The organism is Tenacibaculum aiptasiae (assembly GCF_008806755.1).
Classification (GTDB): domain Bacteria; phylum Bacteroidota; class Bacteroidia; order Flavobacteriales; family Flavobacteriaceae; genus Polaribacter; species Polaribacter aiptasiae.
On sequence record NZ_WAAU01000030.1, the window covers coordinates 77,387 to 94,427 of the forward strand.

General features: G+C 30.8%; 18 protein-coding genes and 1 tRNA gene. 6 read left to right on the forward strand and 13 right to left on the reverse strand.

Annotated elements, in window-relative coordinates; genetic code table 11:
* Window positions 1–44 precede the first annotated feature (44 nt).
* From F7018_RS15395 to porT, 3 genes are read left to right on the forward strand one after another with little or no spacing between them, the layout of a single operon-like run.
* Window positions 45–938: a NifU family protein gene (locus F7018_RS15395; RefSeq protein WP_150900993.1), complete on the forward strand. Its 894-nt coding sequence runs from the start codon at window positions 45–47 to the stop codon at window positions 936–938.
* A 21-nt stretch (window positions 939–959) separates the two neighbouring features.
* Entirely contained in the window at window positions 960–1,688 is a 729-nt protein-coding gene (ubiE, locus tag F7018_RS15400; RefSeq protein WP_150900994.1) for a bifunctional demethylmenaquinone methyltransferase/2-methoxy-6-polyprenyl-1,4-benzoquinol methylase UbiE, read from the forward strand.
* A 1-nt stretch (window position 1,689) separates the two neighbouring features.
* Complete coding sequence (gene porT / locus F7018_RS15405; protein WP_150900995.1) at window positions 1,690–2,391, forward strand: type IX secretion/gliding motility protein PorT/SprT; 702 nt, start codon at window positions 1,690–1,692, stop codon at window positions 2,389–2,391.
* 417 nt (window positions 2,392–2,808) lie between these two features.
* Here the strand turns inward: porT and F7018_RS15410 are convergent, their stop codons facing one another.
* The 3 genes from F7018_RS15410 to F7018_RS15420 are packed head-to-tail and all read right to left on the reverse strand — an operon-like array spanning window position 2,809 to window position 4,434.
* On the reverse strand, window positions 2,809–3,627 hold the full coding sequence (locus F7018_RS15410) for a mechanosensitive ion channel family protein (protein WP_150900996.1): 819 nt from the start codon (window positions 3,625–3,627) through the stop codon (window positions 2,809–2,811).
* Between the two features lie 28 nt (window positions 3,628–3,655).
* Entirely contained in the window at window positions 3,656–3,859 is a 204-nt protein-coding gene (locus F7018_RS15415; protein ID WP_150900997.1) for a hypothetical protein, read from the reverse strand.
* A 5-nt stretch (window positions 3,860–3,864) separates the two neighbouring features.
* Window positions 3,865–4,434, reverse strand: coding sequence for an RNA polymerase sigma factor (locus tag F7018_RS15420; RefSeq protein WP_150900998.1), 570 nt, complete (start codon window positions 4,432–4,434; stop codon window positions 3,865–3,867).
* Window positions 4,435–4,656: 222 nt separating this feature from the next.
* Between F7018_RS15420 and F7018_RS15425 the strand changes: the two genes are divergently transcribed.
* Together F7018_RS15425 and rpe are read left to right on the forward strand one after the other, a co-directional pair.
* The gene (locus F7018_RS15425; protein ID WP_058884193.1) at window positions 4,657–5,520 is read left to right on the forward strand and encodes a sigma-70 family RNA polymerase sigma factor; all 864 of its coding nucleotides are present in this window, start codon (window positions 4,657–4,659) and stop codon (window positions 5,518–5,520) included.
* 131 nt (window positions 5,521–5,651) lie between these two features.
* Window positions 5,652–6,308 carry a ribulose-phosphate 3-epimerase gene (gene rpe / locus F7018_RS15430; protein WP_150900999.1) on the forward strand — a complete coding sequence of 219 codons (657 nt, stop codon included), beginning with the start codon at window positions 5,652–5,654 and terminating at the stop codon, window positions 6,306–6,308.
* A gap of 348 nt (window positions 6,309–6,656) precedes the next feature.
* On the opposite strand, the gene F7018_RS15435 is transcribed toward rpe, so the two are convergent.
* Window positions 6,657–7,076 carry a CBS domain-containing protein gene (locus tag F7018_RS15435; RefSeq protein ID WP_150901000.1) on the reverse strand — a complete coding sequence of 140 codons (420 nt, stop codon included), beginning with the start codon at window positions 7,074–7,076 and terminating at the stop codon, window positions 6,657–6,659.
* A gap of 126 nt (window positions 7,077–7,202) precedes the next feature.
* On the opposite strand from F7018_RS15435, the gene F7018_RS15440 reads away from it, so the two are divergent.
* Window positions 7,203–7,835 (forward strand): Crp/Fnr family transcriptional regulator, encoded by a 633-nt coding sequence (locus tag F7018_RS15440; RefSeq protein ID WP_150901001.1) that lies wholly within the window; start codon window positions 7,203–7,205, stop codon window positions 7,833–7,835.
* Here the strand turns inward: F7018_RS15440 and F7018_RS15445 are convergent.
* The 9 genes from F7018_RS15445 to F7018_RS15485 form a co-directional block, all read right to left on the reverse strand.
* Window positions 7,830–8,639 carry a zinc-dependent peptidase gene (locus tag F7018_RS15445; protein WP_150901002.1) on the reverse strand — a complete coding sequence of 270 codons (810 nt, stop codon included), beginning with the start codon at window positions 8,637–8,639 and terminating at the stop codon, window positions 7,830–7,832. The two genes, F7018_RS15440 and F7018_RS15445, sit on opposite strands and share 6 nt — an antisense overlap.
* Before the next feature lie 150 nt (window positions 8,640–8,789).
* Window positions 8,790–8,863, reverse strand: a tRNA-Arg gene (locus tag F7018_RS15450).
* A 7-nt stretch (window positions 8,864–8,870) separates the two neighbouring features.
* Complete coding sequence (locus F7018_RS15455) at window positions 8,871–9,317, reverse strand: GatB/YqeY domain-containing protein (protein ID WP_150901003.1); 447 nt, start codon at window positions 9,315–9,317, stop codon at window positions 8,871–8,873.
* Between the two features lie 69 nt (window positions 9,318–9,386).
* Window positions 9,387–11,261, reverse strand: a complete 1,875-nt coding sequence (gene ftsZ, locus F7018_RS15460; protein ID WP_150901004.1) for a cell division protein FtsZ — start codon at window positions 11,259–11,261, stop codon at window positions 9,387–9,389.
* Between the two features lie 89 nt (window positions 11,262–11,350).
* Complete coding sequence (gene ftsA / locus F7018_RS15465) at window positions 11,351–12,688, reverse strand: cell division protein FtsA (protein ID WP_150901005.1); 1,338 nt, start codon at window positions 12,686–12,688, stop codon at window positions 11,351–11,353.
* Complete coding sequence (locus F7018_RS15470) at window positions 12,675–13,415, reverse strand: cell division protein FtsQ/DivIB (RefSeq protein ID WP_150901006.1); 741 nt, start codon at window positions 13,413–13,415, stop codon at window positions 12,675–12,677. The genes ftsA and F7018_RS15470 overlap by 14 nt, the downstream gene beginning before the upstream one ends.
* Window positions 13,412–14,764, reverse strand: coding sequence for a UDP-N-acetylmuramate--L-alanine ligase (gene murC / locus F7018_RS15475; protein ID WP_150901007.1), 1,353 nt, complete (start codon window positions 14,762–14,764; stop codon window positions 13,412–13,414). Before murC ends, F7018_RS15470 begins: the two co-directional genes overlap by 4 nt.
* Window positions 14,764–15,855 carry an undecaprenyldiphospho-muramoylpentapeptide beta-N-acetylglucosaminyltransferase gene (murG, locus tag F7018_RS15480; protein WP_150901008.1) on the reverse strand — a complete coding sequence of 364 codons (1,092 nt, stop codon included), beginning with the start codon at window positions 15,853–15,855 and terminating at the stop codon, window positions 14,764–14,766. The genes murC and murG overlap by 1 nt, the downstream gene beginning before the upstream one ends.
* Window positions 15,839–17,029, reverse strand: coding sequence for an FtsW/RodA/SpoVE family cell cycle protein (locus tag F7018_RS15485; RefSeq protein WP_150901009.1), 1,191 nt, complete (start codon window positions 17,027–17,029; stop codon window positions 15,839–15,841). The genes murG and F7018_RS15485 overlap by 17 nt, the downstream gene beginning before the upstream one ends.
* Window positions 17,030–17,041 lie beyond the last annotated feature (12 nt).

Sequence of the window (17,041 nt, forward strand, 5' to 3'; positions counted from 1 at the left end):
TATATCAGTTTTTTACCGTAATTTTGCACTTCATTTTACAACTTATGAGTTCGATCAAAATAAATATACAAGAAACAAATAACGAAACAATACTAAAGTTTATTAGTAATACTATTCTAGTAAACGGAGGCAGTTATGAGTTTAACAATATAGACGAAGCTAAAAACTCACCTTTAGCGCAAAAACTTTTTTACCTTCCTTTTGTAAAGAAAGTATTAGTCACAGCAAACTTCATAGCTATTCAGAGATATGACATTGTTCAATGGGATGATGTAGAAGAAGAAGTTCGTGAACAAATAGAAAACTACTTACAAGAAGGCAAATCTGTGGTAACAGAGGAAACTACCAAAAAAGAAGCTGTTGAAGTATATGCTGAAGTTACTCCTAATCCAGCTGTGATGAAATTTGGAACTAACAAGGCTCTTACACAAACAGATGTTGAGTTTCAAAATATTGAAGAAGCTAGTAAATCATCGCCTTTAGCTCAACAATTATTTACTTTTCCTTTTGTAAAGGATATCTTTATTTCTGAAAACTACATATCTATTACTAAATATGATATGATTGAATGGAATGAAGTATATCAAGAAGTACGTACTTTCATTAGAGAATATATTCAACAAGGAAAAACAATTATTAAAGAACTTCCTAAACAGAAAACAAAACAAAATGTTGAGATTCCTAAAGAAGATTTAACTGATATTGAAGCTAAAATTGTTGACATTTTAAACGAATATATCAAACCGGCAGTTGCTTCTGATGGTGGAAACATAGCATTTCAATCATATGATGAAAGTTCAAAACAAGTAAGTGTTATTTTACAAGGTGCTTGTAGTGGATGTCCATCATCTACAGTTACTTTAAAAAACGGTATAGAAACAATGCTTAAAGAAATGCTTCCAAATCAAATTAGTGAAGTAGTAGCCATTAACGGATAATCTCATCGTAAAAAAAATCAAATGTCAAAAAGCATCAAACCATATAAAGATTCTGAATTAGGAAAGAAAGAGCAAGTAGCAAAAATGTTTGACAATATTTCTGAAGATTATGACGGATTAAACCGAGTTATTTCTTTAGGAATTGATGTAAGCTGGCGAAAAAAAGTTGTAAAACTAGTTGGTGAAAACAATCCTCAACAAATATTAGATATAGCTACTGGTACAGGTGATTTAGCCTTAATGATGTCAGCGTTAAAACCACAAAGAATTGTTGGTTTAGACATTTCTGCTGGAATGTTAGAAGTTGGAAAACAAAAAGTAGCAAAAGCGAACTTATCTGATAAAATAGAAATGATTGTTGGCGATAGTGAAAACATCCCTTTTGAAGACAATACCTTTGATGCCATTACCGTTTCTTTTGGTGTTAGAAATTTTGAAAACTTAGATAAAGGATTAAAAGAAATACTTCGAGTACTAAAACCAGGTGGTAAATTTGTTGTTTTAGAAACATCTAATCCAACTAAGTTTCCTTTTAAACAAGGGTATAAATTCTACACCAATTTTATTTTACCTGTTATAGGAAAAATCTTTTCTAAAGATAAAGTTGCTTACTCATATTTGTCTGAAAGTGCTAATTCTTTTCCTTTTGGAGAAGCTTTCAACAATATTTTACAAAAAAATGGGTTTAAGAATGCAAAGAATTTACCTGTAACTTTTGGAGTTGCATCAATTTATACCGCTTTAAAATAGTATGCTAAAAAAACTTTTACTTTTCGGAATCCTTGGAATCATTTCAATTTCTTCTCAAGCTCAACAAGAAAAAGTACTGAATTTACCTAGTTTTGATAAACCTCTTTTTCATTATGGGTTTTATTTAGGTTTAAATAGCAACGGATACAAAGTTGCATATAAACCTAGTGGATTTAACAATGCTGAAATAGAAGTTAGCTCTTCTATTGGATTTAATGTTGGGTTAATTGCAGATTTAAGATTACATAATAATGTAAACTTACGCTTTGAACCTGGTTTAATGTCTAATACCAAAACATTAACCTTTAAGCATATTGCTGGAGGTGATAATGTAAGAACAAGAGAAGTTGGAGCTACTTATTTACACCTACCTTTAATTTTAAAATTAAGCACTAATAGACTTAACAATATAAGACCTTATGTATTAGGAGGTATTTCTTATGACTATAATTTTTCTAGTAATGAAAATAATAGTGATGATAATTTTGCTGGTGAATTTAGAACAACCACTAGTAACTTTATGTATGAAATAGGTATTGGAGTTGATTTTTATCTTAGTTACTTCAAATTCTCTCCTTCTATAAGAGGAGTCTTTGCTGTAAATAATGAACTTAAGTATGATAACAGGAATCCAAGTCAATGGACAGATCCAATTGACTTTTTAGGAACAAGGGGAGTTTTCTTACATCTCTCTTTTGAATAAAGACAATAAAAAACGAAAAACAGCTAATAAATATTAGCTGTTTTTTTATGGTTATAATTTTTGAAAAATTATATTTCCTTTTCTCTTCTAGTATATAAGACACCTAAAATAAGTTTAAGTCACAATTACTCTTTATTTTTTTTATAAAAAACGAATGGTTTTTGGTAACAAAAACCATTCTTTACTTACTTAAAAGATAGATGCCCCCCGATAACTATCTTCAATTATTTAGACACATTTAATTTTATTAAGTCACAAAAAAGAATAAAAAAAATGACCATTTTTCAATGGCCATTTAATTAGTAAAGAATAAATCTTCACCTATAAGATAGAAGTCCCCCGAAATCTATCATTTCTTAAAATTATCTTTCTTTAATATAATATATTTGCCAAATATATAAAAAAAAAGTTAATACCTTATTTTTTTATAATTATTTTACTGTTTACCACATCCTTGATAGGCAAAACAATTTTACCATCAGTTGTTGTTACTGTAAAACATATATTGTCTATTGCTGTAACTACTCCTTCAACATCTCCTATCACTACTTTTTCACCGATTCCTATATTCTTTCTTGAATAGTAACCAAAAAGCAATCTAGAAACTGCATCTCTTGCACCTAAACCAAAAGCTATTGTAAAAGCTAAAAGTACTGACCCTATTAATAGAGTTAAGTTACTTTTTATTACAGAAGTATCTACTCCTGCTTGATCTAAAGCTGTTATTGATAAAAATACAACTATTAAGTAAAACGCTATATTCCCTACTAAATTGCCTCCTGAAATTTCTAAAGACTTAAACATTGATTGAATAGCCTTCTTTACAATTGTTCCTAAGTAAGCACCAGCAACAAAAATTCCAAGAGCTGTTAATAATTTAGGTAAATACGCAAAAAAGCTTTGTATTCCTTCAGAAATGACATTTATTCCAAAAATATTAGAACCAGCCATAACAAATGTTAATATTAAAAACCATTTTAATACGGCTAAAATCACATTGGTTAGTACTATATTAATAGTACTATTTCCAAAAATCTCTGTCTTTCTTAATTTTTTCGACCATTCATCTATTTTAGTTTTTGCTAGAGCTTTTCTAACTATGTATAAGAATACTTTAATAATTATCCAAGCTAAAATCACAAAACTAATAAAACCTAATACTGTAGGTAATGAGTCTTCAATACTTTTAAAAATATTGCCAAAAGCGTTAAAAATATCTATTTGCAAGGCGTTCATAATGATAGTGTGTTATGGTTGTATATATTTAGTTTTGGTTATTTTCCTCTTCAGATTCTTTTTTAGGCGTACCTCCTCCTAATAAATCAGCTATTGTATTTGGGTATTTTACCACAAATAAATCAGCCATATCTATTGAAAGCTTAATCATTGCCACATCATTAAGTACTTTTTCTTTAAGTACCTCTGGCAACTCTTCACTATGTAATATTTTCTTAAATGGATTATCCATAATTATTACAATTTGTTATACGCTTTTACTACTTTTTCTTTGGCTCTTTTTAAACGCATTTTTACTGCGCTATCCCCCAACTCTAATAATACTGAGATTTCTTTAATAGACATATCATCTTGATACTTCATTAATAAAATCATTTTCTCCGAAGGAGATATCATTTCGAGTGCTTTAGCTAATTTATCAGATTTTAACTCAAATAAATCAGCATCATCTATTTCATCTTCGTTTGTTTCTTCTTTAATTTGGTCTGTTACTACTGTTACTCTTTCCTTTTTCTTTTCCTTATTTCTTTGCACGTAATTTACACAGAAATTATAAGTAAAGGAATATAGCCATGTAGAAAACTTAGATCTTCCTTTGAAAGTTCTTAGTTTTACAAATAGGCGTATAAAAACATCGTGGGTTAAGTCTTGAGCTTCTTCTTTGCTCTTAGAAAAACCATAGCACTTGTTATATACAACAGCAGCATAGCGGTCGTACAAAACAGCGAACAAATGAGTATCATTTTTCTCCACTATTTTAGCAACCAGCTCTTCATCACTAAATTTTGTAGCATCAAGACTTTTCAAGGGCTAAGTTTGATTTCCTTATGGTTATAATTAGACTTGCTATTTAGACACTTTATTTTAGAAGAAGTCACTTTTATTTTTCTCTTCAAAGTTCGAAATTAACAATTCTTTAACAGATTGGAAAATTTTATAAAAAAAATTCTCCCTTTTTGTAACATTCATATAACATCTTACGTATAAGAATATGTAAGCCAATAGATAATTAAAATATTTCGTAATTACATGAGACAACTTAAGATTACAAAACAGGTTACCAATAGAGAAACCGCATCTTTAGATAAATATTTACAGGAAATAGGAAAGGTAGATTTAATTACTGCCGATGAAGAAGTTGAATTAGCACAAAGAATCAAAGCTGGTGACCAAAGAGCCTTAGAAAAATTAACTAAAGCTAACTTACGTTTTGTAGTTTCTGTAGCAAAACAATACCAAAACCAAGGATTAACTTTACCTGATTTAATTAATGAAGGTAATTTAGGTTTAATTAAAGCTGCTAAGCGCTTCGATGAAACTCGTGGTTTTAAATTTATCTCATATGCTGTTTGGTGGATTCGTCAATCTATATTACAAGCTTTAGCTGAACAATCTCGTATTGTACGTTTACCTTTAAATAAAATTGGTTCTATTAATAAAATCAATAAAATGTATGCTTTCTTAGAGCAAGAAAATGAAAGACCTCCAAGTCCTGAAGAGATTGCTAAGAAATTAGACATGACTGTTAACGACGTAAAAGAGTCTATGAAAAACTCTGGACGTCACGTATCTATGGATGCTCCATTAATTGAAGGTGAAGATTCTAACTTATATGATGTATTAAACTCAGGTGAATCTCCAAATCCAGATAGAACTTTATTACACGAATCTTTACGTATTGAAATTAACCGTGCCTTAGAAACATTAACTCCTCGTGAGGCTGATGTTGTTAAGTTATACTTTGGTTTAGGTGAGCACCAACCAATGACTTTAGAAGAAATTGGTGAAACTTTCGATTTAACTCGTGAGCGTGTAAGACAAATTAAAGAAAAAGCCATTCGTAGATTAAAGCATACATCTCGAAGCAAAATCTTAATGACTTACTTAGGTTAAAAACTAACAGCTATAGTTATATAACTATATTTTTATATGATAAAAAACTCTCGATTACTCGAGAGTTTTCTTTTTTATTCACTTTATAGTTTTAACTATATTTGCCACTCACAACAACACAACAACATATAATGGAAAAACTAGTAGCTCCTTCAATTTTAGCAGCTGATTTTGGAAATCTACAACGAGATGTAGAAATGGTTAACAATAGTAAAGCCGATTGGTTTCATATTGATATTATGGACGGAGTATTTGTTCCTAATATTTCTTTTGGAATGCCTGTTTTAAAAGCAATATCTAAGCACGCAAATAAAACTATTGATGTACACTTAATGATTGTAGATCCTGATAGGTACATTAATACTTTTGCAGAATTAGGAGCAGATATTTTAACAGTACACTACGAAGCTTGTACACATTTACACAGAACAATACAAGCAATTAAAGCTGCAGGAATGAAAGCTGGAGTTGCTTTAAATCCACATACTCCTATAGCTGTTTTAGAAGATATCATTGAAGATTTAGACTTGGTGTGTATTATGAGTGTTAATCCTGGTTTTGGTGGGCAATCTTTTATAGAAAATACTTACAAAAAAGTTTCTCAATTAAAACACTTAATAGAGTTTACAAGTTCTAAATGTAAAATTGAAATTGACGGAGGCGTGAGTGATCAAAATGCAAATAAACTTATTGAAGCTGGAGCTGATGTTTTAGTTGCAGGTAGTTTTGTTTTTAAAAGTGATAACCCTACTGAAACAATTTCAAATTTAAAAGATATTATTAATTAAGTTAAATAAACTCTTTAAAATATATAAAGGCAATTTTATTAACTAAAATTGCCTTTAATTTTCCCTACTAAAACCTTAAATAAATAGTAGATTTTATCTGTTCTTAAGTTTGATCTCCACAAAAAGGTTTGTTCATACAAACATAACCATCAGGAAGAGGATCACATGTTAAACACATAACATAAATCCAACCACCTTTGATAGATTTCTGTTCTGATTTATTTAAAACTGAACCTAAGTTTGATAAATTTTTTAACATAATAAAGTATTTTATTTTCTCAAAAATAGATTATAATAAATAAGCTCAAGCAAAAAAAACCGTAATATAAGTAAGGATATTCCTTACTTTTAAAATTGCTCTAACAAATAGTAAATCAAGTCCGTAGTAGTAACAATACCTACCAATTTACCTTCATCAACCACTGGTAAAGCATGAAATTCTTTTTTAGATAAAATTTCTGCTACTTCTTTAATTGTTGTTGATGAGCTAACCGTTACTAAGTTTTTAGCCATTACTTGATCAATAGTAAACATGTTATATACCACTGTATCAACATCTGTCTCATCATCATTTATTGCATCTGCAAAACTAATTCTTAACAAATCAGTATAACTTAACATTCCTTTTATTTCCGAGCCACTTACTACTGGAATATGCCTTATACGTTCTCTTTTAAATAATTCTTCTGCACGTAATAAATCATCTGTACTACTCAATGTAATTACATTTTTACTCATAATTACTGATACTGGCGTTCTTTTTTTCATTTTTATATGATTTTATTATTTATTTCTATATCAAATTTCAGAAATAAATCCCTTAGAAAAACTGATTAAAATCATATCGTTTTATTTTATTTCTTTGTAAATTATCCCTTGAAAACAAAGACAAAATTGATACTAGATTTAAAAAAACATTACGGATACATATTTGAAGATGAATTAATTAATGAAATCTCAAATTTAGCCGTTTACAAAGAGTTTGAAGCCAATACTATTATTATTGATGTTGATAGCTATATGGTTTCTATTCCCTTAATAATTAGCGGTGCTATTAAGATATTAAGAGAAGATAAAGACGGTGATGAACTTGTGCTATACTATATAGAAAAAGGTGATACATGTGCTATGACGCTTTCTTGCTGTATGGGAGAAACAAAAAGTAAAATTAAAGCTGTAGCTGAAACGGACATTAAACTACTAATGATACCTAAAAATAAAATGTCTGAATGGCTTAGTAAATACAAAAGTTGGCAAGAATATATATTACAGAGTTATCATTCTCGACTTAATGAGTTTATTGAAGCTGTTGACTCTATTGCTTTTTTAAACATGCATGATCGCCTGTATAAGTATCTAAAAGATAAAGCAATGGTTACTAATAATGTTGTTATTTCAGCCACACATCAACAAATAGCCAATGATTTACATACTTCAAGAGTTGTTATTTCGCGTTTATTAAAAGCTCTTGAAAAGCAAGAAAAAATAGAATTACATCGTAATCAAATAAAAGTATTAGAATTATAATTTGTTAGATTTATAATTCAACATTACTTCAATTTTCTTATACAACACCGGAAATTTCTTTTGTAAATCTTCTGGTGTTTCGAAGAAATGCTCCATAATTACCGACACAAATTCTAATTTATTTGTAAAAGCATAATCTCTAAAGTAATTAGATTTTTTTATCTGTTCTATATTACTCTTATCATTCATAAAGCTCACTATTTCTACAAATACCTTATAAAATATTTTTGCACTTACATCTTTCGATTTACTTCCATGAAAAGTTAATGCATGTGTAAATTCATGAATTCCTAAGTTTAAATTATCATTTACAATAATTTCTCCCAATAAAAAATCTTCCCATGAAAAAGCTATTGTTTTAAATCGAGGGTTGAATTCTCCCTTATGGTATTGTTTTGTTGATAGTGAATAAAAACTTTTAGGATAAATTATAATCTTATCGAAAGTTGTGGTTATATATCTTCTCATACCAAAAGTCAATTTTACATAAGAAGAAGCTATCAAAACTTTAATCTCTGGTGTTAACTCTATATCTCCTCTTTCTATAAAATCATACTTTCTAAAAAAATGCACTAACCTATGCTCAAAATATTCTTTTTCCTTATTATTAAGTCTAGCATAAAAAGACACATTTTCTACTAAAAAATCTTTCTTTTTCTTCGGAAGTTTCTTCTTTACTAAATAGAAGTGTACAAAAATTGGCTTATTAAAAACAGTAACATAGATTCTTTCAAAAATATTTATTCCTACTCCTAAAAAACTTATTAAAACTCCGGTATACTTTATGACTGAAAAATATTTCATAACACTAAAATAAAATCCTCTTATGTAACAAATGTTACATAATTTAAAATACTTGTTTTATACTTTTATTGCTCACTCAAAAGAGAGTGCACCCCTTTTTCTTTTTCCCTAAAAAAAGCAGTAGAACAACTTCTACTGCTTTTTATTTTGTGACCCAGAGAGGATTCGAACCTCTAACCGTCAGAGCCGAAATCTGATATTCTATCCAGTTGAACTACTGGGCCCATTTAGTTATCCTAAATTTTTACGGACTATGGTAGAAATTATTTTTCCATCAGCTTGTCCAGCTAATTGTTTTGAAACAATTCCCATTACTTTACCCATATCTTTCATTCCTTCAGCTCCGACTTTTTCTATGGTTTCTTTTACAACTTTCTCTATCTCTTCTTCCGAAAGTGCTTCAGGTAAAAACTGTTCTAATACTGCTGCTTCAGCTAATTCTGGTTCAGCTAAATCCTCTCTACCTTGCTCTGAAAAAACAGCAGCACTATCTTTTCGTTGCTTTACTTGTTTTTGTATAATTTTTAATTCTTCAGCTTCTGAAAGATCACCAGCTCCTGATTCAGTTTTAGCTAACATAAAAGCAGATTTTAATGCTCTTAAAGCTGTTAAAGCTACTGTATCTTTAGATTTCATAGCTTCTTTCATTTTATCCATTACTTGTTTTTGCAAACTCATAGTTATTATTTTTAGTATTAAAAAATTCCCGAAAAAATCGGGAATTTAAAAATATATTTTATTATTTAATTAATCTACGTTATCGTGTAAAAATGAATTATTGGTACGTGATAAATCGTTGTTGTCAGTATTCAATGCTGTATCTGACTTACTGATATCTGAACCAGAATCAATATCTACGCCCAATCTTTTGTATGCAGGCTGTTTTTCAATATCATCGATATTTTTACTAACCTGATCATTGAACTTATAGTTAAAGCCTTTCATCTTCTCACGTCTCTCCTGTGCTCTCTTTTGTAATTCAGAAATTGTTAAACTCAATGGAGAAACCTCTTCACTTGTTGTTTCTATTTCATTAACTTTTTCCTGAACTTTACTCGTAACTTCAAATTGTAACTCCTCTTCTACTTCTTCTTTTATAATAGGGGTTGAGCTTTTTCCTATTGTTGGTTGTACATCAAAATCATCTAAAACATAACGTTTCTCTACTTGATGTGTTTGTGGTTTCACATTCTCAGCAACTACATCAATGTTTTCGATTTCTTTTGTAGTTTCAACTAAACGAGTGTTAGGCGTAACTTCTTCATACGAATTTAAAGGCAAATCGAATAATAAATCTTGTTGAATTGGTTGTGGCTTTACCTCTTTCTTCTCAACTTTTTGCTCTGTTATATTCGTAATGATAAAATCATCCTCAGAAACTGATTCCAAAGCAATTTCATCATACACTACATCGATATTTTTAATTACATCGGTTGTAGGAATTAAGTTAAACTTTGGTGTTTTTTCTTCCTCTTCCTCTAAAACATGTACTACCTTTTCATTTTTAGGCTTAACAGTTAAAGGCTCATCTATGCTAGGAGCTGTTTCTATTTTCTTTTCTCCAAAACTATAAGTTGCTTTTTGCTCATCTTCTAAAGTATGAACAATTTTCTTTACCTCAGTGTTTGTTATTGTTCCTTGCTGATCTGCCGTAAAACCAGTAGCTACAATAGTAACTGCTATACCATCTTCTAAAGCTTCGTCTTCTCCAATACCCATAATGATATTAGCATCATAACCTGCTTCAGTTTGAATATAATCGTTAATTTCTCCTATCTCATCTAAAGTTACTTCATTTGCTCCAGAAACTATTAACAACAATACATTCTTAGCACCAGTAATTTTATTGTCGTTTAATAATGGTGAATCTAAAGCTTTTACAATTGCATTTTTAGCACGATTAGCTCCTGCTTCTTTTGCCGATCCCATAATTGCGGTACCACTATTTGACAATACTGTTTTAGCATCATGTAAATCGATATTTTGTTTATAGTGATGCGTAATTACCTCTGCAATACCTTTTGCTGCCGTTGCTAAAACTTCATCAGCTTTAGAAAAACCTGCTTTGAAACCTAAATTACCGTAAACCTCACGTAATTTATTGTTATTAATTACAATTAATGAATCAACATTTTCACGCAATTCATCAATTCCTTTTTGAGCTTGTTTTGAGCGCATTCTTCCTTCAAACTGAAATGGCATTGTAACGATTCCTACCGTTAAAATATCCATATCCTTTGCTATTTTAGCAATAATAGGAGCCGCTCCAGTTCCAGTACCACCTCCCATACCAGCAGTTATAAAAACCATCTTAGTATGTGTACTTAACATTTGCTGAATTTCTTGTATACTCTCAGCTGCTGCTTGTGCTCCAACCTCAGGATTTGCCCCTGCACCTAACCCTGAAGTTAAATGAGCTCCTAACTGAACTTTATTAGGAATTGGACTATTCTCTAGTGCTTGTGCATCAGTATTACAAATTACGAAATCTACTCCGTGAATTTGTTTACTATACATGTGGTTTACTGCATTACTTCCTCCCCCACCAACACCAATTACTTTAATGGCATTCGATTGTGTTTTCGGCATGTCGAATGAAATGTTATTGAATTCTGTGCTCATAATAACTTTTCTTTTATTAATTCATATTCATTTTACGCTCCTCTTTAGGGGATAAATAGGAGTAATTTTTATTATTTATTTTAACTTGTCTATTCTGCGTTATCTAAAAACTCTTTGAATCTTTCAGTAAATTTTTCAAAAAACGACTTAGACTTTTCTTTTGTTCTTTGCTCTACCTCTTGTTGTAAAACCTCTTTCTCTTCAATCGCCTCCGGTTCTGTTTCTTCAATTGGTTCTTCAACAATTTCCTCTACTTCACAAGATTCTTCTTTCTGTAAGCCCTCCATTAACAAACCAACGGCTGTTGCATATGACGGACTTGACAATACTTCATCTGAATCTCCTGCTAAATGCTCATTTGGATAACCAATACGAACATCCATTCCTGTAATATATTCAACTAATTGTCGTAAATGCTTTAACTGAGAACCACCTCCTGTTAAAACTATTCCTGCAATTAACTTTCCTTTTTGAGTTTCGTGCCCATAATTCTTTATTTCTAAATACACATGCTCTATAATTTCTTGTACTCTTGCATGTATTATTTTAGATAAATTTTTAAGGGTTATCTCTTTTGGTTCTCTTCCTCTTAAACCTGGAATTGAAACAATCTCAGTTTCTTTATTTTCTCCTGGCCAAGCTGAACCAAACTTTATTTTTAGTAACTCAGCTTGTTTTTCAATAATTGAACAACCTTCTTTTATATCTTCGGTTATAACATTACCTCCAAAAGGAATTACTGCCGTATGACGAATAATCCCATCTTTAAATATTGCTAAATCAGTTGTTCCTCCACCTATATCAATTAAAGCTACTCCTGCTTCTTTTTCTTCTTGACTTAACACTGCTGATGCTGACGCTAACGGCTCTAATGTTATGTCTGACAAATTCAACCCAGCACTTTTTACACAACGACCAATATTTCTAATTGAAGAAACTTGCCCTACCACAACGTGAAAATTTGCTTCTAGTCTACCTCCATACATTCCTATAGGCTCCTTGATTTCTGGTTGACTATCTACTTTGAATTCCTGAGGTAATACATGAATTATTTCTTCTCCAGGAAGCATTACTAATTTATGTACTTGCTCAACCAAGTTTTCAATATCACCTTGATCAATTACTTCATCCGATTTTTCACGAGTTATGTAATCACTATGGTGCAAACTTCTAATATGTTGCCCTGCAATACCTACTACAACATTCTCTATCTGTTGACCAGAAACACTCTGTGCTTCATCAACAGCTTGTTGTATTGATTGAATTGTTTGTGTTATATTATTAACCACACCTCGTTTTACACCTAAACTTTTGGCTTTACCTATACCTAAAACCTCTAATTTACCATACTCGTTTTTACGACCAATCATGGCAACAATTTTGGTAGTACCAATATCTAGACCAACTGCAATTTTATTGTTTTCCATCTTGATTTTGTTTTGTGCACACAACTTGGTTGTGGTATTTTACATTTATTATCTTATACTTTTTTATCGTTTTATCAACTAAGGCTTTGTTATAAAAAGCCATTAATTTTTTAAACTTTATATCTACATCTTTCAATTTTCCAAAAAGAATCTTATAATCACCGCTACGCACAGTAAACACATATTCTTTTTGAGCGTTTTTTTGAATTGCAATGATTTCTTTTGAAAAAAAATCGTTACTTTCAATCGCCTTTATTAACGCTATTAATTCTTTGATATCCTCAGACTCCCTTACCCCTGAAACTAACGGTACTCTAGCCGAAAAATTGGTTGACATTGGTATTTTAACACCAAACTTATCAACATAAAAGGACTTACCTTTATCAACAATTCGAGCTATTGGTTTTCGCTGTTTTATTACAGTTTTCAACACCCCATCTACTGTTAAAAAAACGGTTGCTTTTTCAACATACGGGTTCGCCAAAACATTAGTTTCTAGAAAATGTAAATCTACCACTCTTTTCGGTTGGTTTTTAACAAATTCTTTATTTTGTATTAACAATTTATCAACTATACTGTGCGTCAAAAAGTTATTGTCTCCCGCTTCAAATTCAACCACTGTATTTTTCACCTTTTTACTACCATTTTTACCTGTAGTAAACCCATACAAAAAGCCAAAAAACATCAGCAAGAGGAAAAAAGATAAATATATTATTACTTTTTTCATATTTGATTTGTGTATTTTTCTTCTAAACTTTCTTTCACTTCATCAACCAATAATCCGATATCTCCAGCACCTAACATTGCTATAATTTTTGACTCAGATTTCAATATTTCGTCACTCAGTTTTTCTTTAGATACAAGCTTTTTACTTTTCAAACTCATTTTATCTAATAACCATGACGATGTTACTCCTTCGATTGGCAGTTCTCTGGCAGGATATATATCTAACAACAACACTTCATCAAATTTAGAAAGCGCTTCTGCAAAATCATCTGCAAAATCTTTTGTTCTACTGAATAAATGTGGTTGAAAAACCGCCAACACTTTATCTTTTGGATACATTTCTCTTACCGAATGCTCCACTGCTTTTATTTCTGTTGGATGGTGTGCGTAATCATCTATTAAAACTAAATTTTCAGTTTTTATTTTATATGAAAACCTTCGCTGCACTCCTTTAAATGTCTTTAACTGTTCTTTTATTTTTTCTAAAGACACCCCATAAACATCTGCCATTGCTAAAGCCGCTAAAGCATTCATCATATTATGCTTTCCTGGCAAATGAAATTCAATATTTTTTATTTCTGATGTTGGTGTTTGCACATCAAAAACATATTTCCCTTCAGCTACTTTAACATTATACGCTTTATAATCTGCTTCTTCATTTACCCCATACGTAAGTCCTTTCAAAGGAATTCCCTTAGCCACTATTAGAGTATCTGACACCTTGCTTGAAAAATCTCTAAACGACTGTTGCAACGCTTCACTCTCTCCATAAATATCTAAATGATCCGCATCCATTGAGGTTACACAAGCTATATTTGGAGACAATTTTAAAAACGATCTATCAAACTCATCTGCTTCTACCACCGAAACTTTATCCTCTCCTAAAATAAGGTTTGAGTTATAATTCTCTGCTATACCTCCTAAAAAAGAAGTTGCCTTTTCTGGCTGCATAATATGTCCCAAAATAGAAGATGTAGTTGTTTTTCCATGAGTTCCTGCCACTCCTAAACAAAAGGTATTTCTTGTAATTTCTCCTAAAATTTCTGCTCTTTTTAAGATTACAAATCCATTATTTTTAAAATAATTTAATTCCTCATGGTCTTTTGGAATTGCTGGCGTATAAACAACCAATGTTTTTTCTTTCTCTAAAAAAGAAAGGGGTATATTTTTAATTGAATCTTCAAAATGAATTTCAACACCAATCTCTTCTAATTTCTTAGTTAATGGACTTGGTGTTTTATCATAACCACATACTTTTTTCCCGTTCATAGAAAAATAACGCGCAATAGCACTCATTCCTATTCCTCCTACACCTATAAAATAAACGTTATGTATCGTTTTTAAATTCACTAAATAATTAATTTTTCTATTTCGTTAACTATATCACTTGTTGCATTTGGCAATGCTAACTCATTTATATTTTCACTTAAGCTTTGTTGCTTTCCTTCATCTTTTAGTAAAGTTTCTAAAACTATTGGAAATGTATCTAGCTCTTTTTCCTTTACTAAAATTGCACCATGTTTATCTGCTATCGATTTTGCATTTTTAGTTTGATGATCTTCTGCTACATTAGGAGAAGGTATAAATATTGTTGGTTTCCCTACAATACACAACTCTGAAACTGAACTTGCTCCTGCTCTTGAAACAATAAAATCTGCCGCTGCATAAGCCAAATCCATTCTATTCAAAAATTGATGTACTTGTACATTCTCTAATTCATTATATTTTTGATATTCTTCAAAATACAACCTTCCACATTGCCAAATCAATTGCACTTTTTGCTCTTTAAAAAACTCTAAATTAGCCTCTATTAACTGATTTATTTTTCTTGCTCCTAAACTTCCTCCTAACACTAAGATTGTTTTCTTTTTTGAATCTAACTCAAAAAACTCCTTACCCTCTTCATCCTTTGTGTGTATAAACAGTAAATCTTGACGTACTGGATTTCCTGTTTTTATTATTTTTTCTTCAGGAAAAAAACGTTCTAAATTCTCATATGCCACACATATTTTCCCTGCTTTTTTACTTAACAACTTATTTGTTATCCCTGGATACGAATTTTGTTCTTGTATTAGTGTTGGAATTCCTTTCTTGTTAGCTACCATTAATGTTGGTCCGCTTGCAAAACCTCCCGTTCCTATGGCAACATCTGGCTTAAACTTTCGAATAATTCTATGAGCTTTCCACAAACTACTTAGCAACTTAAATGGAAACAATAAATTTTTAGCTGTTAATTTTCTTTGAATTCCAGATATCCACAATCCTTCTATATCATATCCTGCTTGCGGTACTTTTTCCATCTCCATTTTATCTTTTGCTCCCACAAATAAAATATTAGCCCCTGGATAACGAACTTTTATTTCATTCGCTATAGCTATTGCTGGATATATATGACCTCCAGTTCCTCCTCCGCTTATTATGATGTTAATCGATTGTTTCATGTAAAATATCTAAAGGATTATCATCTAAAATTGTTTCTTCTGTTTCATTCTTTGAAGCACTCACACTCAATATCATTCCCAAAGCAAAACATGTCATCCAAATAGAGGTTCCTCCACTACTTATCAATGGAAGTGTTTGACCTGTTACTGGTAAAATATTTACAGCTACAGCCATATTTATCATTGCTTGAAAAACTATTGGAACACCTACTCCTATTACCATTAGTGTTGCAAAAATTGTTGTTGCCTTCTTTGCTGTTATCAAAATTCTAAACAACAATAAAAAGTATATAAACACTACAATTACAGCACCAACCAAACCATACTCTTCTACAATTATAGCATAAATAAAATCTGATGATGACTGTGGTAAGAAATTCTTCTGAACGCTTTTTCCTGGACCTCTTCCAACCACACCTCCTGTGGCTATGGCAATTTTCGCCTTTTCAACCTGATAATCTTCTTTTCCATCAGATTTTGAAAAATTTTCTATCCTGCTTTGCCAAGTATTAACACGATTTGGCATTGCATCTGGAAATGCCTTTGCTACTAGTATAAAAAACAACAAAGCAAAAAGCCCCATACTTAGTATGTAGCCTATAAATTTTAATGGATACCCTCCAATATAACTTAACAACAAAATCATTGTAAAAACTATTGCTGTTGTTGAAAAGTTTGCTGGTAACACAAGCACTAAAACTACACCTACAGGCAACCATAGCTTTATTAAACTTTCTTTAAATACTATTACTTTTTCTTTATTTTTAGCCAAATACCTTGCCACATATACCATTAAAACTAAACCTGCCAAGGTAGATGTTTGAAAACCAATACCTACAAACGGAATTCGAATCCATCTACTTGCATTAGCGCCTCCAATAATTGTTCCCTGAGCCAAGGTTACTATCAGAAGTAACACCACTACAGGAAGCATTAGAATAGAACCTCCACTAAAATATCTATACGGTACTTTATGGACGCCATAAATTATTGCAAAACCTGTAATTAATAAAACGATATGCTTTACTAAGTGCCCTAAAGTAGAACCATTACCTACTACGTATACTAAGTTAGTACTTGCACTATAAATTGGCATAAATGAGAATATAGCCAACATAGCAACAATTGCCCATATAGCTCTATCCCCTTTAATATGTTGAAAGATGGTTTTCATCAATCAGTTTTA

Excerpts from the sequence above, each read along its gene's own strand:
- F7018_RS15395 (WP_150900993.1), top strand. The coding sequence starts at position 45 with ATGAGTTCGATCAAAATAAATATACAAGAAACAAATAACGAAACAATA.
- rpe (WP_150900999.1), top strand. The coding sequence starts at position 5,652 with ATGGAAAAACTAGTAGCTCCTTCAATTTTAGCAGCTGATTTTGGAAAT.
- F7018_RS15425 (WP_058884193.1), top strand. The coding sequence starts at position 4,657 with ATGAGACAACTTAAGATTACAAAACAGGTTACCAATAGAGAAACCGCA.
- ubiE (WP_150900994.1), top strand. The coding sequence starts at position 960 with ATGTCAAAAAGCATCAAACCATATAAAGATTCTGAATTAGGAAAGAAA.
- porT (WP_150900995.1), top strand. The coding sequence starts at position 1,690 with ATGCTAAAAAAACTTTTACTTTTCGGAATCCTTGGAATCATTTCAATT.
- ftsZ (WP_150901004.1), bottom strand. The coding sequence starts at position 11,261 with ATGAGCACAGAATTCAATAACATTTCATTCGACATGCCGAAAACACAA.
- F7018_RS15435 (WP_150901000.1), bottom strand. The coding sequence starts at position 7,076 with ATGAAAAAAAGAACGCCAGTATCAGTAATTATGAGTAAAAATGTAATT.
- F7018_RS15455 (WP_150901003.1), bottom strand. The coding sequence starts at position 9,317 with ATGAGTTTGCAAAAACAAGTAATGGATAAAATGAAAGAAGCTATGAAA.
- F7018_RS15485 (WP_150901009.1), bottom strand. The coding sequence starts at position 17,029 with ATGAAAACCATCTTTCAACATATTAAAGGGGATAGAGCTATATGGGCA.
- F7018_RS15415 (WP_150900997.1), bottom strand. The coding sequence starts at position 3,859 with ATGGATAATCCATTTAAGAAAATATTACATAGTGAAGAGTTGCCAGAG.
- murG (WP_150901008.1), bottom strand. The coding sequence starts at position 15,855 with ATGAAACAATCGATTAACATCATAATAAGCGGAGGAGGAACTGGAGGT.
- F7018_RS15410 (WP_150900996.1), bottom strand. The coding sequence starts at position 3,627 with ATGAACGCCTTGCAAATAGATATTTTTAACGCTTTTGGCAATATTTTT.
- ftsA (WP_150901005.1), bottom strand. The coding sequence starts at position 12,688 with ATGGAAAACAATAAAATTGCAGTTGGTCTAGATATTGGTACTACCAAA.
- F7018_RS15445 (WP_150901002.1), bottom strand. The coding sequence starts at position 8,639 with ATGAAATATTTTTCAGTCATAAAGTATACCGGAGTTTTAATAAGTTTT.
- F7018_RS15470 (WP_150901006.1), bottom strand. The coding sequence starts at position 13,415 with ATGAAAAAAGTAATAATATATTTATCTTTTTTCCTCTTGCTGATGTTT.